Annotated in this window: 15 protein-coding genes and 1 tRNA gene; 10 read left to right on the top strand and 6 right to left on the bottom strand. The window is 58.7% G+C overall.

Going from position 1 to position 17,401, the window contains the following annotated elements; genetic code table 11:
- Window positions 1–450: 450 nt before the first annotated feature.
- The 7 genes from mnmG to IPK32_20970 all read left to right on the top strand — a co-directional run bounded on the left by mnmG (window position 451) and on the right by IPK32_20970 (window position 9,188).
- On the top strand, window positions 451–2,478 hold the full coding sequence (mnmG, locus tag IPK32_20940) for a tRNA uridine-5-carboxymethylaminomethyl(34) synthesis enzyme MnmG (GenBank protein MBK8094357.1): 2,028 nt from the start codon (window positions 451–453) through the stop codon (window positions 2,476–2,478).
- A 560-nt stretch (window positions 2,479–3,038) separates the two neighbouring features.
- A complete protein-coding gene (locus IPK32_20945; GenBank protein ID MBK8094358.1) occupies window positions 3,039–3,557 on the top strand; it encodes a hypothetical protein in 519 nt (172 codons plus the stop codon).
- Window positions 3,558–4,574: 1,017 nt separating this feature from the next.
- The gene (locus IPK32_20950) at window positions 4,575–5,288 is read left to right on the top strand and encodes a hypothetical protein (GenBank protein ID MBK8094359.1); all 714 of its coding nucleotides are present in this window, start codon (window positions 4,575–4,577) and stop codon (window positions 5,286–5,288) included.
- 126 nt (window positions 5,289–5,414) lie between these two features.
- Window positions 5,415–6,095: a C-type lectin domain-containing protein gene (locus IPK32_20955; protein MBK8094360.1), complete on the top strand. Its 681-nt coding sequence runs from the start codon at window positions 5,415–5,417 to the stop codon at window positions 6,093–6,095.
- Between the two features lie 1,069 nt (window positions 6,096–7,164).
- Window positions 7,165–7,584: a hypothetical protein gene (locus IPK32_20960; GenBank protein MBK8094361.1), complete on the top strand. Its 420-nt coding sequence runs from the start codon at window positions 7,165–7,167 to the stop codon at window positions 7,582–7,584.
- 117 nt (window positions 7,585–7,701) lie between these two features.
- Window positions 7,702–7,911 carry a hypothetical protein gene (locus tag IPK32_20965; GenBank protein MBK8094362.1) on the top strand — a complete coding sequence of 70 codons (210 nt, stop codon included), beginning with the start codon at window positions 7,702–7,704 and terminating at the stop codon, window positions 7,909–7,911.
- Window positions 7,912–8,693: 782 nt separating this feature from the next.
- Window positions 8,694–9,188 (top strand): DUF1877 family protein, encoded by a 495-nt coding sequence (locus IPK32_20970; GenBank protein ID MBK8094363.1) that lies wholly within the window; start codon window positions 8,694–8,696, stop codon window positions 9,186–9,188.
- Between the two features lie 298 nt (window positions 9,189–9,486).
- Here IPK32_20970 and IPK32_20975 read toward each other — a convergent pair whose 3' ends face one another.
- Window positions 9,487–10,188, bottom strand: coding sequence for a hypothetical protein (locus tag IPK32_20975; GenBank protein ID MBK8094364.1), 702 nt, complete (start codon window positions 10,186–10,188; stop codon window positions 9,487–9,489).
- 165 nt (window positions 10,189–10,353) lie between these two features.
- On the opposite strand from IPK32_20975, the gene IPK32_20980 reads away from it, so the two are divergent.
- From IPK32_20980 to glpK, 3 genes are read left to right on the top strand one after another with little or no spacing between them, the layout of a single operon-like run.
- Window positions 10,354–10,812, top strand: coding sequence for a hypothetical protein (locus tag IPK32_20980; protein ID MBK8094365.1), 459 nt, complete (start codon window positions 10,354–10,356; stop codon window positions 10,810–10,812).
- A 46-nt stretch (window positions 10,813–10,858) separates the two neighbouring features.
- The gene (locus tag IPK32_20985; GenBank protein MBK8094366.1) at window positions 10,859–11,176 is read left to right on the top strand and encodes a helix-hairpin-helix domain-containing protein; all 318 of its coding nucleotides are present in this window, start codon (window positions 10,859–10,861) and stop codon (window positions 11,174–11,176) included.
- A 52-nt stretch (window positions 11,177–11,228) separates the two neighbouring features.
- On the top strand, window positions 11,229–12,710 hold the full coding sequence (glpK, locus tag IPK32_20990; GenBank protein ID MBK8094367.1) for a glycerol kinase GlpK: 1,482 nt from the start codon (window positions 11,229–11,231) through the stop codon (window positions 12,708–12,710).
- 14 nt (window positions 12,711–12,724) lie between these two features.
- On the opposite strand, the gene IPK32_20995 is transcribed toward glpK, so the two are convergent.
- The 5 genes from IPK32_20995 to IPK32_21015 all read right to left on the bottom strand — a co-directional run bounded on the left by IPK32_20995 (window position 12,725) and on the right by IPK32_21015 (window position 17,390).
- Window positions 12,725–13,213: a hypothetical protein gene (locus IPK32_20995; GenBank protein ID MBK8094368.1), complete on the bottom strand. Its 489-nt coding sequence runs from the start codon at window positions 13,211–13,213 to the stop codon at window positions 12,725–12,727.
- An 8-nt stretch (window positions 13,214–13,221) separates the two neighbouring features.
- Complete coding sequence (locus IPK32_21000) at window positions 13,222–14,829, bottom strand: cell division FtsZ family protein (GenBank protein MBK8094369.1); 1,608 nt, start codon at window positions 14,827–14,829, stop codon at window positions 13,222–13,224.
- 171 nt (window positions 14,830–15,000) lie between these two features.
- The gene (locus IPK32_21005; protein ID MBK8094370.1) at window positions 15,001–16,233 is read right to left on the bottom strand and encodes an AAA family ATPase; all 1,233 of its coding nucleotides are present in this window, start codon (window positions 16,231–16,233) and stop codon (window positions 15,001–15,003) included.
- Window positions 16,234–16,551: 318 nt separating this feature from the next.
- The gene (gene rnc, locus IPK32_21010) at window positions 16,552–17,259 is read right to left on the bottom strand and encodes a ribonuclease III (GenBank protein MBK8094371.1); all 708 of its coding nucleotides are present in this window, start codon (window positions 17,257–17,259) and stop codon (window positions 16,552–16,554) included.
- A 56-nt stretch (window positions 17,260–17,315) separates the two neighbouring features.
- Window positions 17,316–17,390: transfer RNA gene (locus IPK32_21015), tRNA-His, on the bottom strand.
- Window positions 17,391–17,401 lie beyond the last annotated feature (11 nt).

The following is a 17,401-nucleotide window of genomic DNA, read 5'->3' on the forward strand; positions in this document are numbered from 1 at the left end:
GGGATGGAGGTCAAAGGCAAGCGGGCGCTGTGATCAGTTGGAAGTTGCTTTTGCCTTCATGGACTGAACTCCAGTGAGGCACGGTGGGGTCTTCTTGAACCGCTTATCCGTCGCTGATATGACGCCGCCATTTTGCCTTTTCCATTCGCATCAAAACCGCGTCCTTTTCGCGATTGGAAAGTCTGCCGCTCCGACTCCGGTTTCTATCTTCTCGATGCTAGAGTGACCTCATTCCCACCCCTTTGTTCCACATGGAACAATCCCTTCACCTGTGCTACTCTCCCCTTCCCGGCTGACGACTCACTTCTAACGTCTCACCTCACCCCGCATTGAATCGAGGACGAGTTCGAGTAGGAGGACGAGGACGATCCGCCACCCCAGTCTCCCCGTCTCCCCGTCTCCCCGTCTCCCCGTCTCCCCGTCTCCCCGTCTCCTCTTCTCCCTGTCTCCATGTCTCTGTACACCTTCCCCACCCACTACGACGTCATCGTCTGCGGAGCCGGCCACGCCGGGGTCGAGGCCGCCATGGCCGCCGCACGCATGGGCTGCCGCACCGCCATCCTCACCCAGAATCTCGACACCATCTCCCAGATGTCCTGCAATCCCGCCATCGGCGGCCTCGCCAAAGGACACGTCGTCCGGGAGATCGACGCCCTGGGCGGCGTCATGGGCCGGAACACCGATGCCACCGGCATCCAGTTCCGCCTCCTGAATGCCCGCAAGGGCCCCAGTGTCCAGGCCCCCCGTGCCCAGTGCGACAAGAAGGCCTACCAGTTCCGCATGAAGTGGCTCATCGAGAACCAGCCCAACCTCGACCTCCACCAGGGCAACGCCGCCGAGATCCTGGTCGAAAACGATGCCGTCACCGGCGTGCGCACCTCCCTCGGCATGATCTACCGGGCCAAAGCGGTCATCATTTCCTCCGGCACCTTCATGCGCGGCCTGCTCCATGTCGGCCAGCAGAACCAGGCCGGCGGGCGCATGGGCGACAGCATCTCCACCCTGTCCGACAGCCTCCGCCAGCTCGGCTTCGACGTGCAGCGCTTCAAAACCGGCACCCCCTGCCGCCTGAACAGCCGCAGCATCGACTTCTCCAAGTGCGACCTCCAGCCCGGCGACGAGCCCGCCCCGAGGTTCAGCTACCTCTCGGGCGTGCTGGGGGAAGATGAGGCGGAAGAGTCCGCCGCAGCGGTGAGAAGTCAGAAGTCAGAAGTCAGAGGTGAAGGCGACTCCACCTCTCACCTCTCACCTCTTACTTCTCACGGTCTCCCAGTCTCCCCCTCTCCAAGTCTTCCCAGCACGGGACCAAACCAGTTCACCCTCAACTCCTGGCGCGATGTAACGTTCCACGTGGAACAAATTCCCTGCTGGATCACCTACACGACCCCCCAGACGCACGACATCATCCGGGCCAATATCCACAAATCGGCCATGTATTCGGGCAAAATCGAGGGCGTGGGGCCCCGCTACTGCCCCTCCGTGGAGGACAAGGTCGTCCGCTTTGCCGAAAAGGAGCGCCACCAGATCTTCCTGGAGCCGGAGGGCCGCCACACCCGCGAATTCTACGTCAACGGCGTCTCCACCTCCCTGCCCTTCGAGGTCCAGTATGACTTCATCCGGTCCATCCCCGGCCTGGAGAATGCCGAGATCGTCCGCCCCGGCTACGCCGTCGAATACGACTACTGCCCGCCCACCCAGCTCCAACCCACCCTGGAGACGAAGCGTGTCTCCGGCCTCTACTTCGCCGGGCAGATCAATGGCACCTCCGGCTATGAAGAAGCCGCCGGCCAGGGCCTCATCGCTGGGGCCAATGCCGCCCTGAAGGTCCAGGGCCGCCCCCCATTCCTCCTCCAGCGCAGCCAGGCCTACCTCGCCGTCATGATCGACGACCTCGTCACCAAAGGCACCACCGAGCCCTACCGCCTCTTCACCTCCCGCGCCGAATACCGCCTCCTCCTCCGCCAGGACAACTGCGACCTCCGATTGACCCCCCTCGCCGCCCAGATCGGCCTCGTCTCCGATTTTCGCCAAAAGCACACCCAGGCCAAAATCGACGCCATTTCCGCCGCGAAGGCTCTTTTGGCCGAAACCCGCCTCGACGGCCTCTCCGCCGAAAAATGGCTCCGCCGGCCCGAAAACACCCCCGCTTCCCTGCCCGCCGAGCTGCGCGACCGCTTCACCGCCGAAGTCTGGTCCTTGGTCGAAAACGACATCAAATACGCCGGCTACATCACCCGGCAGGAGGACATGGTCGCCCGCACCGCCCGGATGGAGGAAAAAATCATCCCCACCGACTTCGATTACACCGCCCTCACCGCCCTCAAAACCGAAGCCCGCCACCGCCTCACCGCCGCCAAACCGACCACCCTCGGCCAAGCCACCAGACTCCAAGGCGTCACCCCCGCCGACATCGCCCTTCTGGGCATCATGCTCAAACGCGGCAGTGGAGAAGCGGAGAGCGTAGAGCCAAGGGCGTAGAGTCCAAGCCGCTCCGCACGGCCAACTTCGTCCTCGTCCTCCTCCTCGAACTCGTCCTCGATCCTCCCGCTCCGAGCCCCCAGAAGGTCAGACGTTAGAAGTGAGAAGTAATGCTTCGGGGGAATCTAAACCGCTGATAGGACGCTAATTTAACGCTGATATTTGATTGGGGGGATTAGCGTCATGTTAGCGTCGAATTAGCGGTTAAAAAATCCCAACACCCAACGACACAAAGCATAGAAGTCCAAAAGCTCCTCCCCTTCCCCGCCCACCGCAGGTGATCCGCCACCGTCTCCCCGAAGTTCACCACAGAGGCACAGAGGTTCACAGAGTCTTCCAATCCGCTCCGCTCCGCCTGCTTCGTCCTCGAACCTTTTGCTCTGCAAATCCCGCTTGATCAAGAGTTTGGGATTAGCGTCTGATTAGCGTCCTATCAGCGGTTTAAAAGTTCCCAACTGCTCGTAAAGCGCAAGACCAACAGCCGACACGGCTATTCGGCAAGGAGCGGCACTTGGCAAGTGGCCTCTCCTTGGATACTACCTCTCCTCCCCTTACCCGCCATGAGCCCGCAAACCCTCCTTCTTCTCCTGGGCCTGATCCTCTGCATCTTCCTGGCCTTTTGGATCGTGGGGAAGCTCACGAGCGGGTTCTCGGAACGCCCGCTGGAGCACACGCCGCCTCCCGCCCAGGCCGCACCTGTCGAAGAACTGACCGATGCCCCGATGGATGATGATCCCCCGCCTCCGCCGCTGCCGCCGGAGCGGTATTACGTCCTCGCCATCACGGACACCTTTGTAATCTGTTACCGGCCAGATGACACCTCCGAACGTGTCGATTGGGCCGACCTCCAAAAAGTGGACATCCTGACCACCAGCGATGGCCCTTTCGCTCCTGATGCCTTTTGGCTCCTGCACGGCACCTCCGGTGGCTGCTCCATCCCCCATGGTGCCAGTGGCGAAAAAGAACTCGCCGACCTCCTCCTCGCCCTCCCTGGTTTCGACCACGGTGCCTTCATTCAGGCCATGGGCAGCACCCAAGAAGCCCTCTTCACCTGCTGGAGCCGCCCTTCCGGTTCTTGATCTTGTTCCTTCCGTGTCGGCGTGGCGCGACAGCGTTCGGGACTGCTCCACCCCTGTGGAGCTTTCCGCAGGACTGGCCACGCTCGAAAGCGCCAGAGGACTGGCGCACTCCAAAACGCTGCCGCGAGCCTTCACCCGTGGGTGTTTAAAGACATCGAATCAATTCCGCAGGCCTTCCGCGACTTTCCAAAGACTTCCCCGGCCACTCACAGGCCTTGAGCCGCTTTCCAAAGACTTCCCCGGCCACTCACAGGCCTTGAGCCGCTTTCCAAAGACTTCCCCGGTCACTCACAGGCCTTGAGCCGCCTTCCAAATGTTTCCCCGGCCACTCAAAGGCCTTGAGCCGCCTTCCAAACACTTCCCCGGTCACTCTCAGGCCTTGAGCGGCTTTCCAAATACTTCCCCGGTCACTCACAGGCCTTGAGCTGCTTTCCAAACACTTCCCCGCCCACTCACAGCCCTTGAGCCGCCTTCCAAACGTTTCCCCGGCCACTCACAGGCCTTGAGCCGCCTTCCAAACGTTTCCCCGGCCACTCACAGCCCTTGAGCTGCTTTCCAAACGTTTCCCCGGTCACTCACAGCCCTTGAGCGACTTTCCAAACGTTTCCCCGGTCACTCACAGGCCTTGAGCTGCTTTCCAAACACTTCCCCGGTCACTCACAGGCCTTGAGCTGCTTTCCAAAGACTTCCCCGGCCACTCACAGGCCTTGAGCTGCTTTCCAGACACTTCCCCGGTCACTCACAGGCCTTGAGCTGCTCTCCAACCGTTTTCCCGCCGGGTTTGGGGGCTTGAGGGCGTGAAAAGGTGATTTTCCGGCAGTTTCTGATTTTACGGGGCTTTTTCGTATTTTTACGGAATTAAACCACATTCCTTGCTCGTCATTTTCCTTGTCTGCAACAGACTTTTTTCGCTAATCTCCAAATAACCAACCCCATTCACCTGCTATGGCACGCTTTGGTTTCGCCTTTTTCGACTCTGGCGTGCGCTGGGACTCACCCGACGCCCATCCTACCCATATGAGAACGCTCACCTCCTTCCTCGAAAACCCCTTCGACGATCCCAACATCAGCATGGATGAGCTCGTCGCCTTCACCACCGACCATGTGCAGCGCACGGTGGCCAATAATCCCGGTGGCGAACTCACTGACCGCCTCGCCGCCACCACGCCCGCGCTAGCTCAGGTGGCGGATTGCGTCACGCAGGACCAGACGCGGCTCGGTGCCCGCATGGCGGCCAAAGCGGCCAAGGATGCCTTCCGCGCCGAAACGGTGCCGCCGGAGGTCAAACGCATCGAGGCCGGCTTCATCGCCGCCTTTGGTGCGAACTCGCCCAAACTCATCGAGGCGCTGCCAGAGGGCCGCACGGTCTTCGGCACCTGCCGCGACGACCAGCTCGACTCCCATCTCGGCACCCTGCTCGCCGCCGCGCAGGCCAATGCCGCCTCCCTCGCCCCGGCCACCGTCACCGCCGCCACGAACCTGAAAACCCAGTGGACCGCCCTCTACACCGCCAGTGAGGCCACCACCGGCGCCAAGACCGTCACGCAAGAAGGCAAAAAGCTGGCCCGCGAAAACCTGCAACTCATGCTCTTCCTCAATCTCATCAAGCTCGCCGAGATGTTCCCCCGCCAGCCCGAAAAGCTGCCCCTCTACATGCAGCAGCACCTGCTGGAGAACCCCGAGTCGCCGGAAGACCCCGCGCCACCTCCGCCACCGCCACCCACACCGTAACAACCTGGAACCCGGAACCCCAACCCAACCCAACCCAGTTAATCCACAAAAAACGGTGGACGAATCAGATTCGCCCACAATTTATTGTGACTAAACAACGTTCGCCCAAGAAACGAAGTCACCACCATGCGCAGAACACCAATGACCAGAGCGATACTCGCATTACTTAGTCTGTTCGTCTTCGGACAGGAGACTCAGGCAGCCGATCCACCCGACTTGTCGAGACTCAGGGAGAGTTGGCAGCGCGCCAAACAGCAGGCAAACGCGCCGCTAGACAAGAAGTATGACGATGCACTGAGAGCGCTGAAGTTGCGCTATACCAAGGAGGGCAACCTTGAAGCGGCTATAGCCGTAGATACTGAACTGAAGTCTCTTACGCCTCAGTCGTCTGCTGTTACCCAACCTCCCGACACGAAGGCTGATGACATCTCCTTCAGAGGTTCGCAGATGGTATTGAGCCCAGGCAAGCTGAAATGGGCTGACGCGGTGAAGTGGTGTTCGGAGAATGACCTGACCATGCTTTCACACGAGCTTTTAACCAATGAGGGCGCGAGAGAGAAAATCAACAGGCTCCGCAAGGATAACACCATTTGGATCGGTGTGTCGTTCGACTTTGAGAAACATGTTTGGTTGGACGTTGACGGGAGCGAAATTAAGAAGCCTTGGTTCAATCCAAGTCATAAGGATCCAGAACCAACCCATTCCTCACGGAATAACGGCGGGATGCATGCAAATTTTGGAGGCGGCACAATGTATGAGACTCCAGCAACATCGGAAGCATGGACAATTGGAATCAAGAAGTCATGACTCAAATCAAAGGCTAATCGGGTGGAGGTGACAGGATTGCGCCTGTCACCCCTCCCACACCACCCGGCATGCGGCTCCGCACCGGGCGGTTCCAGTCAGATCACTGAGCTTTGATTTTCACCTCGGCTCCGTGATGCAGCTTGATCCAGATCGTTGCCGCCTTCGTCGGCTCAGCGTCCTAGGAATAGCTTGCTGAGATATTATGTTGTTCCCCTCCCTGGACCCTGTAGGGCAAAATTAAGTGAATCGGCCACAACAATGACAACTTTGATCCTGGCTACTTATTCAACTTTGTTGGTCCACAAAAAACGGTGGACGAATCTGATTCGCCCACAGTTTATTGTGACTAAACAACGTTCGCCCAACCAACCGAGTCCATCGCCATGAGAGACACACGAGAACGCACCTTCTTCTGGCTCGGCGTCTTCGTGCTCCCGCTGTTTTGGAGCTGGTTCACCATTCGGCGGGATTTTGGGATTCGTCATCGAGTGGCCGCGTTTTCTTGGCTACTAGTCACGATTGGTCTGGTCTTCTTCGGACGGCAATCGCTCTTGGAGCGGTGGTCCCTCGTCACTGTGGGCTATCCGCTTGTCATCGCTTGGCTCACCATAGGGCTTGCGGCTTGGTTTTGCTTCCGAGTTGGTCTATTCCCTCTGACCATCCTTGAGGTTTTCTTCCTTTTCATTGTCTTTGCGCCCACTGCCCATCATATCATAGATCCGTTCTATCGAGCGATTGGTTCCCCTTTCGAGTGGGCTTGGCTTTGGCCGCCCACGATCGTCGCAGCCTTACACCTATGCGTTGATCCAGCAGAGCGCCTGTTTCGGCGTCTGTTTGGACGCTCCAAGGAGGGTGAGGCATGAACATCACCAGAGGACCAACAGGGGCGAATCGGGTCGAGGTGACAGGATTGCGCCTGTCACCCCTCCCACACCACCCGGCATGGGTTTCCGAACCGGGCGGTTCCAGAGGAATAGCCTGCTGAGATATTATTCTGTTAACGAATCTGGATCGTCCAAAATTTTGTGTAGCTAAACAAACATTCTCCTACCTCAACACTCCACGAACCATGAATCGCAGACTCATCCTCACACTCCTAGCCGGGCTTCTATCCCTCACCTCATGCAAGGACATGACGCAGGCCAAGTCACTTGCGGACACTGCGATCGTGGACTTCCACAAGAAGTTCAACGAGCAAAAGTTCAAAGAGCTCTACAACTCCGCTCACCCCGATTTAAGAGCCGCCGCCACAGAGGCAGACTTTTTGAAGCTACTGGAAGCCATCCATCGCAAATTGGGCAAACACATGCATTCAAACGGTGCTGGTTGGAGGGTGAATACCTTCAACATGAAGACTTCAGTGGTCATCACTCAGAACACTGAGTTTGAACAAGGGAAGGGAGTGGAGACTTTTACTTTTGTCGTTTCGGGAGGGTCCTGTACTTTGCAGGGATACAATATCAACTCGCAGGATATGATGACGAAGTAACCATGACGAGCATTTGCTACAAAGCCGACAAAGGTGCTTCTCATCCGATTTGTTCGCTCAACCAATACGTCGCCCTGTCTCTCAGACAGACTCTGAACTCCAAACCACATGGACGCCATGAGCACATCGACATTTGATCGAAATTACTTCGACGCTAACAACTGGAAACTCGGGTTCATCTACTTTTGCAGATCAGATCCGCGTATCTTCGTTCCGAAGCGCATCCGGGGCCTTGGCTGGACGCTCAACTTTGCTCGTCCGCTGGCGGTGCCTTTTCTCGGCTTCATTCTCGCAGTCGTCTATTACGTGTTGGAGCTTTTTCGTTGATATGGCTAAGAATAGCATGCCCAAACAAAGTTGTTGCTCCAGCTCGCCGAGATGTTCCCCCGCCAGCCGGAAAAACTGGCACCCCACATGGAGCAGCACCTTCTGGAGGGCCCCGAGACACGGCTTCTCTTTTTGGAGGGGAAGCCACTGACGACTTTCGCCAAACGGTAGTATGGATGCATGCGCTCATCCTTCGGCCAAACTACAAGACCACGCTCCACGAACTAGGACATGACTACCACTGATAGACTCAGGCAAGTACTCAAGGTTATCGCAGCGATGCATATCGTTGTGTTCGCCACGTTGGGTGTCTTAAGCATTCACTTCGCAAGTCGTGCGACTGCTCTCAAGGGAACTGAGGAGACCGCTCGGCAGACAGCACAGAAGATCGAATCACGCATACAGCGATCCTCGACTATCGAAAGTGCACAGAATGAAGCTAGACTGGCTTGGAAGTCCGGGCAGAGCACTTGGAACACCCTTGTTCGTGTCTTGACGAGATTCTCCGACGGACTCCAGGCCCTTCTGGTTGTTCCACTCTTTACCTTTGTCCTTGCCCTACGCGCACTGTGGGTCAGCAGGGGTACCGTTGAACCGTCCAAACCTGGAGAGGACTCCTGAGCACAGCCAACACCACGAATAGCTTGCTGAGATTTTATTGTTGCCCCCTCCCTGGACCCTGGTGAGCAAAGTTAAGCGATTCGGCAACGACAATGACAATTTTGAGCCTGGCAACTTATTCAGTGGACGAATCAGATTCGCCCAAGAAATAGAGTCTCTCCATGTCCTGTCGCGGCTACTTTCTCGGTCTCACTGATGCTGATGTCAGTGAGTTTGCTTCATTGGCTTCAGACAGTTACGAAATGATGGAGTTTGCAAACGAGACTTTGTATATTCGCTGCGAACCGGATTGGGTGACATCTGTCGACAAGAGTTGGGATGCCATTCATCGTTGTCTCACCAATGGTTACATGCTGCCCGATCCATCGGATCCGATGGCTAAATGCATTCTTGGTGTCCAGGAATTCGACACAGCCGACAACTGGATCGTTGGCCTGTGCTTTCCAGAAGATGTGAGGGAGGTTGATCTGGCCATTCGTCACCTAGATCGTGATTGGCTTCACAAGAAGTATTGGGCCTTGCCGAAGGATGAATACGGTATTTTCATGTCTGAGGATGACTTTGAGTATACCTGGGACTACTTTAAAGAGACCAAAGACTTCTATCGACGAGCGGCTGCGAGCGGCCGACATTCGCTTTTTATAGCTGATCAATAAGACACATCTCAACCACGAGGGCGAATATTGAAGGGTGCATTGCTGCGAGCCTAAGCGAGCCAGCAAAGGCCCCTGTCGTTGAACCCTTCTAGGCCGCGAAGAGCGGCATCACCTCAGCGAAGCCAAACCGCAGAGCCTGCGCAGCAGAATAACCCCGGCTCTAGCTCCTTCGCACCCTTATGTGCTTGGTGTTGCGCTGGTGGTAGCCGACAGGGATGCGGGAGCCCAAAAAGGCGAAGGCCTGCTCAAGCAGTACGAGTGCAAGAGCAGGCCCGGGTTTTGGGGGAAGGATGGGGTCTTATTCGTTGAGGGTCACGACGGCGTGGCTATCGCGGATCTCAAAGTGGCGGATGCCTTTGAGGAACTGCTCGGTGGCGGGGTCGATCTTGGCGGATTGATCGACGAGGTTGGTGCCTTTGAGCTCGCCGATCCAGGCGTTCGGGAGGGACATGCCGCCGACGGTGACGTCTTCGACGAGGATGGCAAAGTGACGGCTGACGTCATCGAGATGGGCAGCGAGGGCGAGCTTGATGCGCACTTTTTGGCCAGCGAGCATGGGCAGATCATCGGGCAGGACGAGGATGGCATCGGCGGCGATTTTGCCGTTCTCGAAGCGCACTTGCACGTTTTCGCCGAACTGGTTTTTGGCGAGCCAGGCATTCACTTCGTTTTCCGTGAGCACGAGGGTGCGCTTTTGCAGATCGGTGGTGGGTGTGGGAGCGGGGACATCGGGTGTGGGGACACTCGCGGGTGCAGCGGGTGGCTTTTCGCCGCTGAAGGCTGCGAGCTTGGTGTCGAACTCCTGCTGCTCCTGCGCGGTGAGGGCCACGGGCTTGAAGGGATCAGGGTCGAAGTTGGTCTTCCACCAAATGCCTGCGGCGGCGGTGGCGATGCCGGCCAGACCGAGGAGCACGCAGAGCGTGATGACGAGCGGGTGCCGCCAGAGGGAGCGCTTTGGCAGCGAGGAGGAGGTGGTGGCGGAGGGAGGGTTGTTTTGCATGGCGGTCGTTTTGGATGTGTGCGGGGCGATCCTATTCAATCATCGCCCAAAATGCCAATTCCACGTTTGCGGGCAGATTATAGCCAGTGCGGCTGTTGCGGGTGCGGCTGCGCGGCAGGATTTTTGTAGCCAAGGAGTGGGCCTTTTTGTTATACGACAAATCCCATGAAAACGCTGCTATCACTCCTTGCCGTTTCCTTCCTCAGCCTTGCGGTCCAGGCCGCAGATGCGCCTGCGAAGAAGAAATCCACCCCGAAAAAAGCCCCCGTCGAGGCCACGGAAAAAAGCCCGGCCAAGATCGAGGCTATCGCAAAAAACCTCACTCCGACGCAGCGCACAAAACTGCTCGATCTGCTGAATTCAGGTAGCGAGGCCGACCTGGTGGCGATCCCCGGCATCGGTGAGACCCGTGCTGCAGCGATCAAGAAAGCTCGCCCCTTTAAAGATGTGACAAATGCGGCGGAAGTCGATGGCGTCGGTGAGGGTACGTTCGCAGAAATGGTCGCGTATGCGAAGGCGGGCTTCCCCAAAGCGGATGCGGCGAAGAGTGAGGCTCCCAAAGGCGACACAAAGAAGAAGGAAGAGCCGAAAAAGAAGAAGAGCACGACTACGAAGAAGAAATAAGCCGCTGCTGCTGATCATGCGCTGGTGCCGCCTCCTGGTCCTGCTGATGCTCACTCCGTGGGCACTGGGGGCGGAGCCATCCGCAGAGCCGCGCACTCCGGCGATGATCGAGGCCATCGCACAGAGCATGACAGATGCGCAGCGGTATGCTTTGCAGGATCTACTGGGCTTTGGCAGCAAGTCAGCACTGATGACGCTGCCAGGAGTCGGTGAGGCCAAAGCAGAGGCCATCATCGCAGCGCGGCCTTTTGCGCGGGTCACGGATGTCACACGGGTGAGGGGCATCGGGCAGACGCTCTTCGCAGAGATGGTGAAGCACGCGAAGGCAGGCTTTCCGGGCACAAGGCAGAAAAAGAGAGGCTGAGCCCTCCAGTCTTGACGGCGGATGCGGCGACCCGCTAAAACATGTCGCAGCCATGAAATACATCCTCGCTCTCGATCAAGGCACCACCAGCTCGCGTGCTATTTTATTCAATCACGATGGCACAGTCGTCGCGGTGGCGCAGAAGGAGTTCCCACAGATTTTCCCGAAGCCGGGCTGGGTGGAGCATGATCCGCAGGCCATCTGGGACACGCAGCTCGGTGTCGCACGCGAGGTACTGAGCAAAGCGAAGGCGCAAGCAGCAGAGGTGGCCGCCATCGGCATCACCAATCAGCGTGAGACGACGGTGGTGTGGGATCGCGAGACAGGCTGGCCCATTTGCAATGCCATCGTGTGGCAGGATCGACGCACGGCACCGGCCTGCGATGCGCTGCGGAAGAAAAAACTCGACCGCATGATCACCAAGAAAACTGGCCTCGTGGTGGATGCCTACTTTTCCGCCACGAAGGTGCAGTGGATGCTGCAAAATGTGAAGGGAGCCCGCCAGCTCGCGGCAAAGGGCCGCCTCGCTTTTGGCACCATCGACACCTGGCTGCTGTGGAATCTCACGGGTGGCACCGTGCATGCGACGGATGTGAGCAACGCCTCACGCACCATGCTTTACGACATCCGTAAAGGCACCTGGGATGAGGAGCTGCTCAAACTCTTCGGCATTCCGCGCAGCATGCTGCCAGAGGTGCGTGACAGCAGCGGCAGCTTCGGTGAGACGACGCTGCTCGGCGGCAGTATCCCCATCGCCGGCATCGCAGGTGATCAGCAGGCGGCGCTCTTTGGCCAGGTGTGCACGCAGCCCGGCATGGTGAAGAACACGTATGGCACAGGCTGCTTCATGCTGATGAATACCGGCAGCAAGCCGATCACCTCCAAAAACAAACTGCTCACCACGGTGGCGTGGCGCATCGGTGGAAAGACGGAGTATGCACTGGAGGGCAGCGTCTTCATCGCAGGTGCGGTGGTGCAGTGGCTGCGAGATGGTCTGGGCATCATCCAGAGCTCTGCGGAGGTGGAGTCACTCGCGGCGAGTGTGCCAGACACGGGTGGTGTGTTTCTCGTGCCGGCATTTGCCGGGCTGGGTGCTCCGCACTGGGATGCGTATGCACGCGGCACCATGGTGGGCATCACACGCGGCACCACACGGGCACACATTGCCCGTGCTGCACTGGAATCCATCGCACTCCAGGTGGCAGATATTTTGACTGCCATGCAGGCAGACTCTGGCATCCGGCTGAAGGAGCTCCGCGTGGATGGCGGGGCCTCACTCAATAACCTACTCATGCAGCGCCAAGCAGATCTGCTCGGTGTGCCTGTGGTGCGTCCGAAGGTGAATGAAACGACGGCGCTAGGTGCCGCATGCCTCGCTGGACTGGCCACGGGATTCTGGAAGAGCACAAGCGACTTCGCCAAGCACTGGAAGGCAGACCAGCGCTTCAAACCAAAGCTCAAACCAGCGGCGAGAGCGCAGGTGATGGCGACTTGGGCCCGTGCGCTGGAAAGGGCAAAGGCGTGGGAGCAGTAGGCACTGCGGTGCCCTTACTGGCTCCCTGCTTTGGGATTCACCGTATCATCGACTTTCTTCGCAAAGGCACGGTCCTCGTCACTGAGACGATCGAGAGGGATCTCGAAGGGCTTGTTGTTGACGAGCAGGCGGATTTTCCCATCGCGTAGGAGCGTGAATTTGGCCGGTGGAGGCGGCGCGGGTGCGGTCTTGAGCGCGGCGGCAGCCTCTCCGGCAGTGGCGGCTTTTTTCTCGATGATGATGTCTTCAAAGGCGATCATTTTGCCGATGAGGCTGCGGCCATCCGTGCTCTTCCACTGCCGGGCCTCGCCAAAGGAATAATGACTGACGAGACGTGCGGTGGAGTCACCCTTGGGTGCCTGGACATTGACACTGGCAGTGCCGGTGCTGCTGCCACCAGTGACTTCACGCTGGCTGAAGCGGGATGGCGTGGTGGGTGTGGCGATCTGCGCCGCCGCAGAGGTGGCGAAGAGGAGCGCGAGGATGCCACACGGGCAGTTCATAGGCGGATTCAGCGTTTGAGCTTCATCTTGATGCGCTTCCAGGTGGGGACATCGAGATCCTCGCCTTCGACGACGGAGGGCTCTGTGTCCTTGAAGCGGCCACGATCTTGCTCGGTGGTCAGATCGAGGCTGGGCTGCTCAATGGCGATGGTGCGGCGGCTGGCAGGTGCGGGCTTGGGCGCGGGAGCGGCAGGCGCATCTTCAAAGACCAGCATGTCGTCCTGCACGGGGGGTGGATCGGTTTGCAGGGTGACGGTGCGTGAGACCACGGTGGCGAGAGGCTTGCTCTCGCGGGCAGTGATGACGGGCGCAGGAGGTGCGGGAGGGGGTGTATAGGCCTCCTCAGGCTCTTCATCGGCCATTTCAGGCTCGATTTCGGCCTCTGGGGCAGTGATTTCCGGCTCTGGAGCGATTTCTTCCATTTCGGGCTCAGGAGCGGGTTCCTCGCGGTTTTCGACTTTTTCGATGATTTCGGGCTCTGGGGCCGGTGGGACGATTTCTTCTTCTCTGAAGAGCAAATCGTTCACGGGAGCTGGTGGCGGTGGCGGCGTGGTGAGGCGTTTTTCACGCTTGGCGGGCGCAGTGGGCATCATCTCCGCAGGGGGCGCAGCAGCAGCATGTGCATTGAGCTGCGTGAGGCCGAGGGAGCTGATGAGCGTGACGGCGACGGAGTCACCGAGCTTCGGATTAACGGCGAGCCCAAAGAGCATGTGTGTGCTGTCAGGCACATATTTGCCGAGGCTCTTCATGATGCCTTCGACTTCGATGAGCGTGAGTGACTCTCCACCCGCGACATGGACGAGGAGGGTCTGTGTGTGGCTCAAAAGGCGGCCTTGGTCGATGAGGGGGCTCTTGAGGGCTTTTTTGACCGCCTCGGTGCCGCGATTCTGGCCGCGTGCCTCGCCAAAGCCGAAGAGGCAGCGCCCATTGGCCGTGCGGAGTGCGGAGGTGAGGTCATCGAGGCCGAGTTTGACGATGCCTGGCGTCGCCGTGATGGTGGAGACAGCGCGGAGTGCCTGGGCGATGAGCTGATCTGCCTGGGTGAAGGCCTTTTGGATGCCATCTTTCGGTAGGACGAGCTCGCCCATGCGATTGTTCTCAAAGAGGATGAGCGCATCACAGCGCTTTTGCAGGAGCTCGAGCGCTTCTTCTGCCTGCCCGAGACGGCGGCGTCCTTCAAAGCTGAAGGGCATGGTGGCCACGACGATGACGAGGGCACCCGTGTTCTTCGCGATCTCTGCGATGACGGGTGCAGCGCCACTGCCACTGCCGCCGCCGAGACCGGCGCTGATGAAGATGATGTCATGCCCGTCGATGGACTGGCGAATCTGCTCACGGCTGAATAAAGCGGCCTCGCGTCCGAGATCTGGATCACCACCTGCGCCGATACCCTTCATGATTTCCACACCGAGCTGGACCTTCACGGGTGCCATGCTGTGGCCGAGCACGCGCACGTCTGTGTGCATGCAGACGAGTGTGGCATCGACGATGCGATCGAGCGTGATACGGTCAATGACATTGGAGCCGGAGCCGCCGACGCCGACGATGCAGATGCGCGGAGCAGAGAGCGCGGCAGTACTGCCGTCGCCGTGATTGGAGCGATGATATTCGACCATAAGAGTGGTGTTGTTGGATTTTAGAGTCTCGGGACGAAACGAGGTGCTGCGACTTCCTCAAATCACAGCGCCCGCATCAAAGCAGTTCCCTTGAGGTAACGCTATGGTTTTTTTACTTGGTTCCGTATTGTTTGTACTTTCTGAGAATCAGCGCCCACCGCCTATTATTCTTCACCCCCAGACGAGTTTGCGCAGGGATTCGAGGGCGGCGGGGGCGGTGTGCTCATCTTGGAGGAGCTGCTGGATCTGGGCGGGGCTGAGGCTGCCGGGGACGTAGTGGTCGATGATGGCGTCTAGCTCTGGGCCTGCGGCGGTGGGGAAGAATCGCAACATCATGCCACGCAGCTCCTCTGAGCCGGCATTTCCGAGCTCGAAGGCGACGTCGATGCGACCTGGACGTATGAGCGCGGGATCGAGGAGCTCGCGGTGATTGGTGGTCATGAAGACGACGCGGCCTTCCTGTGCAGCGACGCCATCGATGGCATTGAGCAGGCCACTGAAGCTGATTTCCATCTTGGTATCCTGCTTCGTCCGTGCCTGGAAGAAGGCATCGACGTCCTCCAGCAGGATGATGGAGAGTGGCGGGGTGCTTTGCAGCATGTCCGCGAGGTTTTGATCATTCAGCTTCCGGTGTGTGAGGCTGAGTGTGCAGATGTTGAGGTCCAGCTCACCAGCAAGGGCAAAGACGAGGCTGGTTTTGCCAGTACCGGGTGGTCCAAAGAGCAAGTAGCCACGCCGCCAGGGGATGCCCAGGGACTCATAGCGCTCTTTGCTGGCATGAAAGCGGCGGATGTCCTCCAAGATGCGGTCCCGCACGCCGGTGGGCAGGACGACGGAGGTGAGGGCACGCTTTGGCTTGGTGGTGTGCAGGCGCCATTCATCTGCCCAGGGGTCAGGTGTGAAGAGCTGCGTGCGGCCGATCCACTGGCCGTAGTTCGCTTGGACGATGTCGCGGATGAGCATCTCAAAGTCTTCTCGCCGTGCGAGGAGCATGGAGATGCGGAGTGTCTCGATGACCTGCATCTGATCCTTTTCGAGTGTGCGCTCGATCCAGACGAGGTGAAAGCCGCGGCGCATGAGGTGAAAGCCCGGCGCTGGACTGTAGAGCAGGCGTGGGATGCGCCCAGCTGTCTGTGAGGAGGCGTGCTCCTGCGTGACGGCAAAGAAGTGCGTGCGGCGGCTATACGGCAGCTCATTGAGCCACTTGATGACGGATTGGAAGATGTCGTTGCGGCTGTCGATCACCGCAGTGACGACGAAGAGGCGCTTCAGGAAGCCCCAGATGACTGGCCCGAGGCGGTGGATCAGTGCGAGGAGGAAGCCTGTGATCCCCAGGGCGACACCTCCGGCAAAGACTTGATTGTTGAGTTGCTGCCGTAGCAGTTCGATGAGGGAGTCCATCATGGGCAGCACTCAGACGGTGCGCAGAGCGTGGTGTTGCAAATTGGCGGTGGAGAGCTGTTTGTAGGCTGCTGAAGGCTCTGAAAATGAGTTCTTCACATGCTGTATTAAAGATGAAGGTAAATTTATGGATTCATCCATATCCGTAAGGGCTGTGAAGAAGCGCAAGAAGTGTGTTCTGCGCCTAGAAATGCAGCGTTCCACAGGCAGTGTTGTTGTGAATGCTTTTGCGAGTGAGTGTGAGGAAGCAGGTCAATCTCAGGAAAAGCACAGTTACTCACAGCTTCAGGGGAATTGTTGGTCGGGAAAGGCACAGGTTACTCACGGTGTGGCTGAGGTGAGGAGTGAGGCCAAATCATCCCGGCAGAGGGCGGCCTCGGCGGCTTGGACTTCTGCTTCTTTTTTGCTTTTGCCGCTGCCACGTCCTAGCTCGATGCCCTGCCAGCTTACCGCAGCCTCAAAGGTCTTGGCGTGATCGGGGCCGCTCTGCGAGAGGATGCGGTAGTGCGGGGCGATGGCATTGACGGCTTGCAGCTTCTCCTGGAGGTCGCCTTTGGGATTGGAGTCACCAGAGCCACGCAGGATGTCCTCTAGCTCATCGCCGATCACACGCTGGACGAAGTCCATGGCCGCAGTGAGACCCGCATCGAGATACACAGCACCGATGACAGCCTCCAGAGCATCTGCGAGTGAGGAGTCGCGATCACGGCCACCATTGGCCTCCTCACCACGGCCCATGAAGAGAAAACGGCCTAATCCGAGCCGCCGGGCGAGTGCTGCGAGCGATTTGGTGCTGACGACATGGGCGCGAGTCTTTGTGAGGCGGCCCTCATCGGCCTCTGGCAGCCGAGCGAACAAGACATGGCTGAGGATGAGCTGGAGCACCGCATCGCCGAGGAATTCGAGGCGCTGATTGTCCATGCCGGCCCGCTGGCTCTCGTAACTGACGCTACCATGCGTGAGTGCCTCTGCGAGCAGGCGGGGCTCGCGGAAGATGTGGCCGAGGATGCTGTCAGGCGTGGAGTCCATGCGCGGGGAGAGGCTTACTTGTTAGCGTGGGCCATGCGCCGCGTGCCAGAAAAAAATGGGGTGACCGACGGGATTCGAACCCGCAACAACCAGAATCACAATCTGGGGCTCTACCTTTGAACTACGGTCACCATGTATGCCG

Source organism: Verrucomicrobiaceae bacterium (assembly GCA_016713035.1).
In the GTDB taxonomy this organism is placed as follows: Bacteria; Verrucomicrobiota; Verrucomicrobiia; order Verrucomicrobiales; family Verrucomicrobiaceae; genus Prosthecobacter.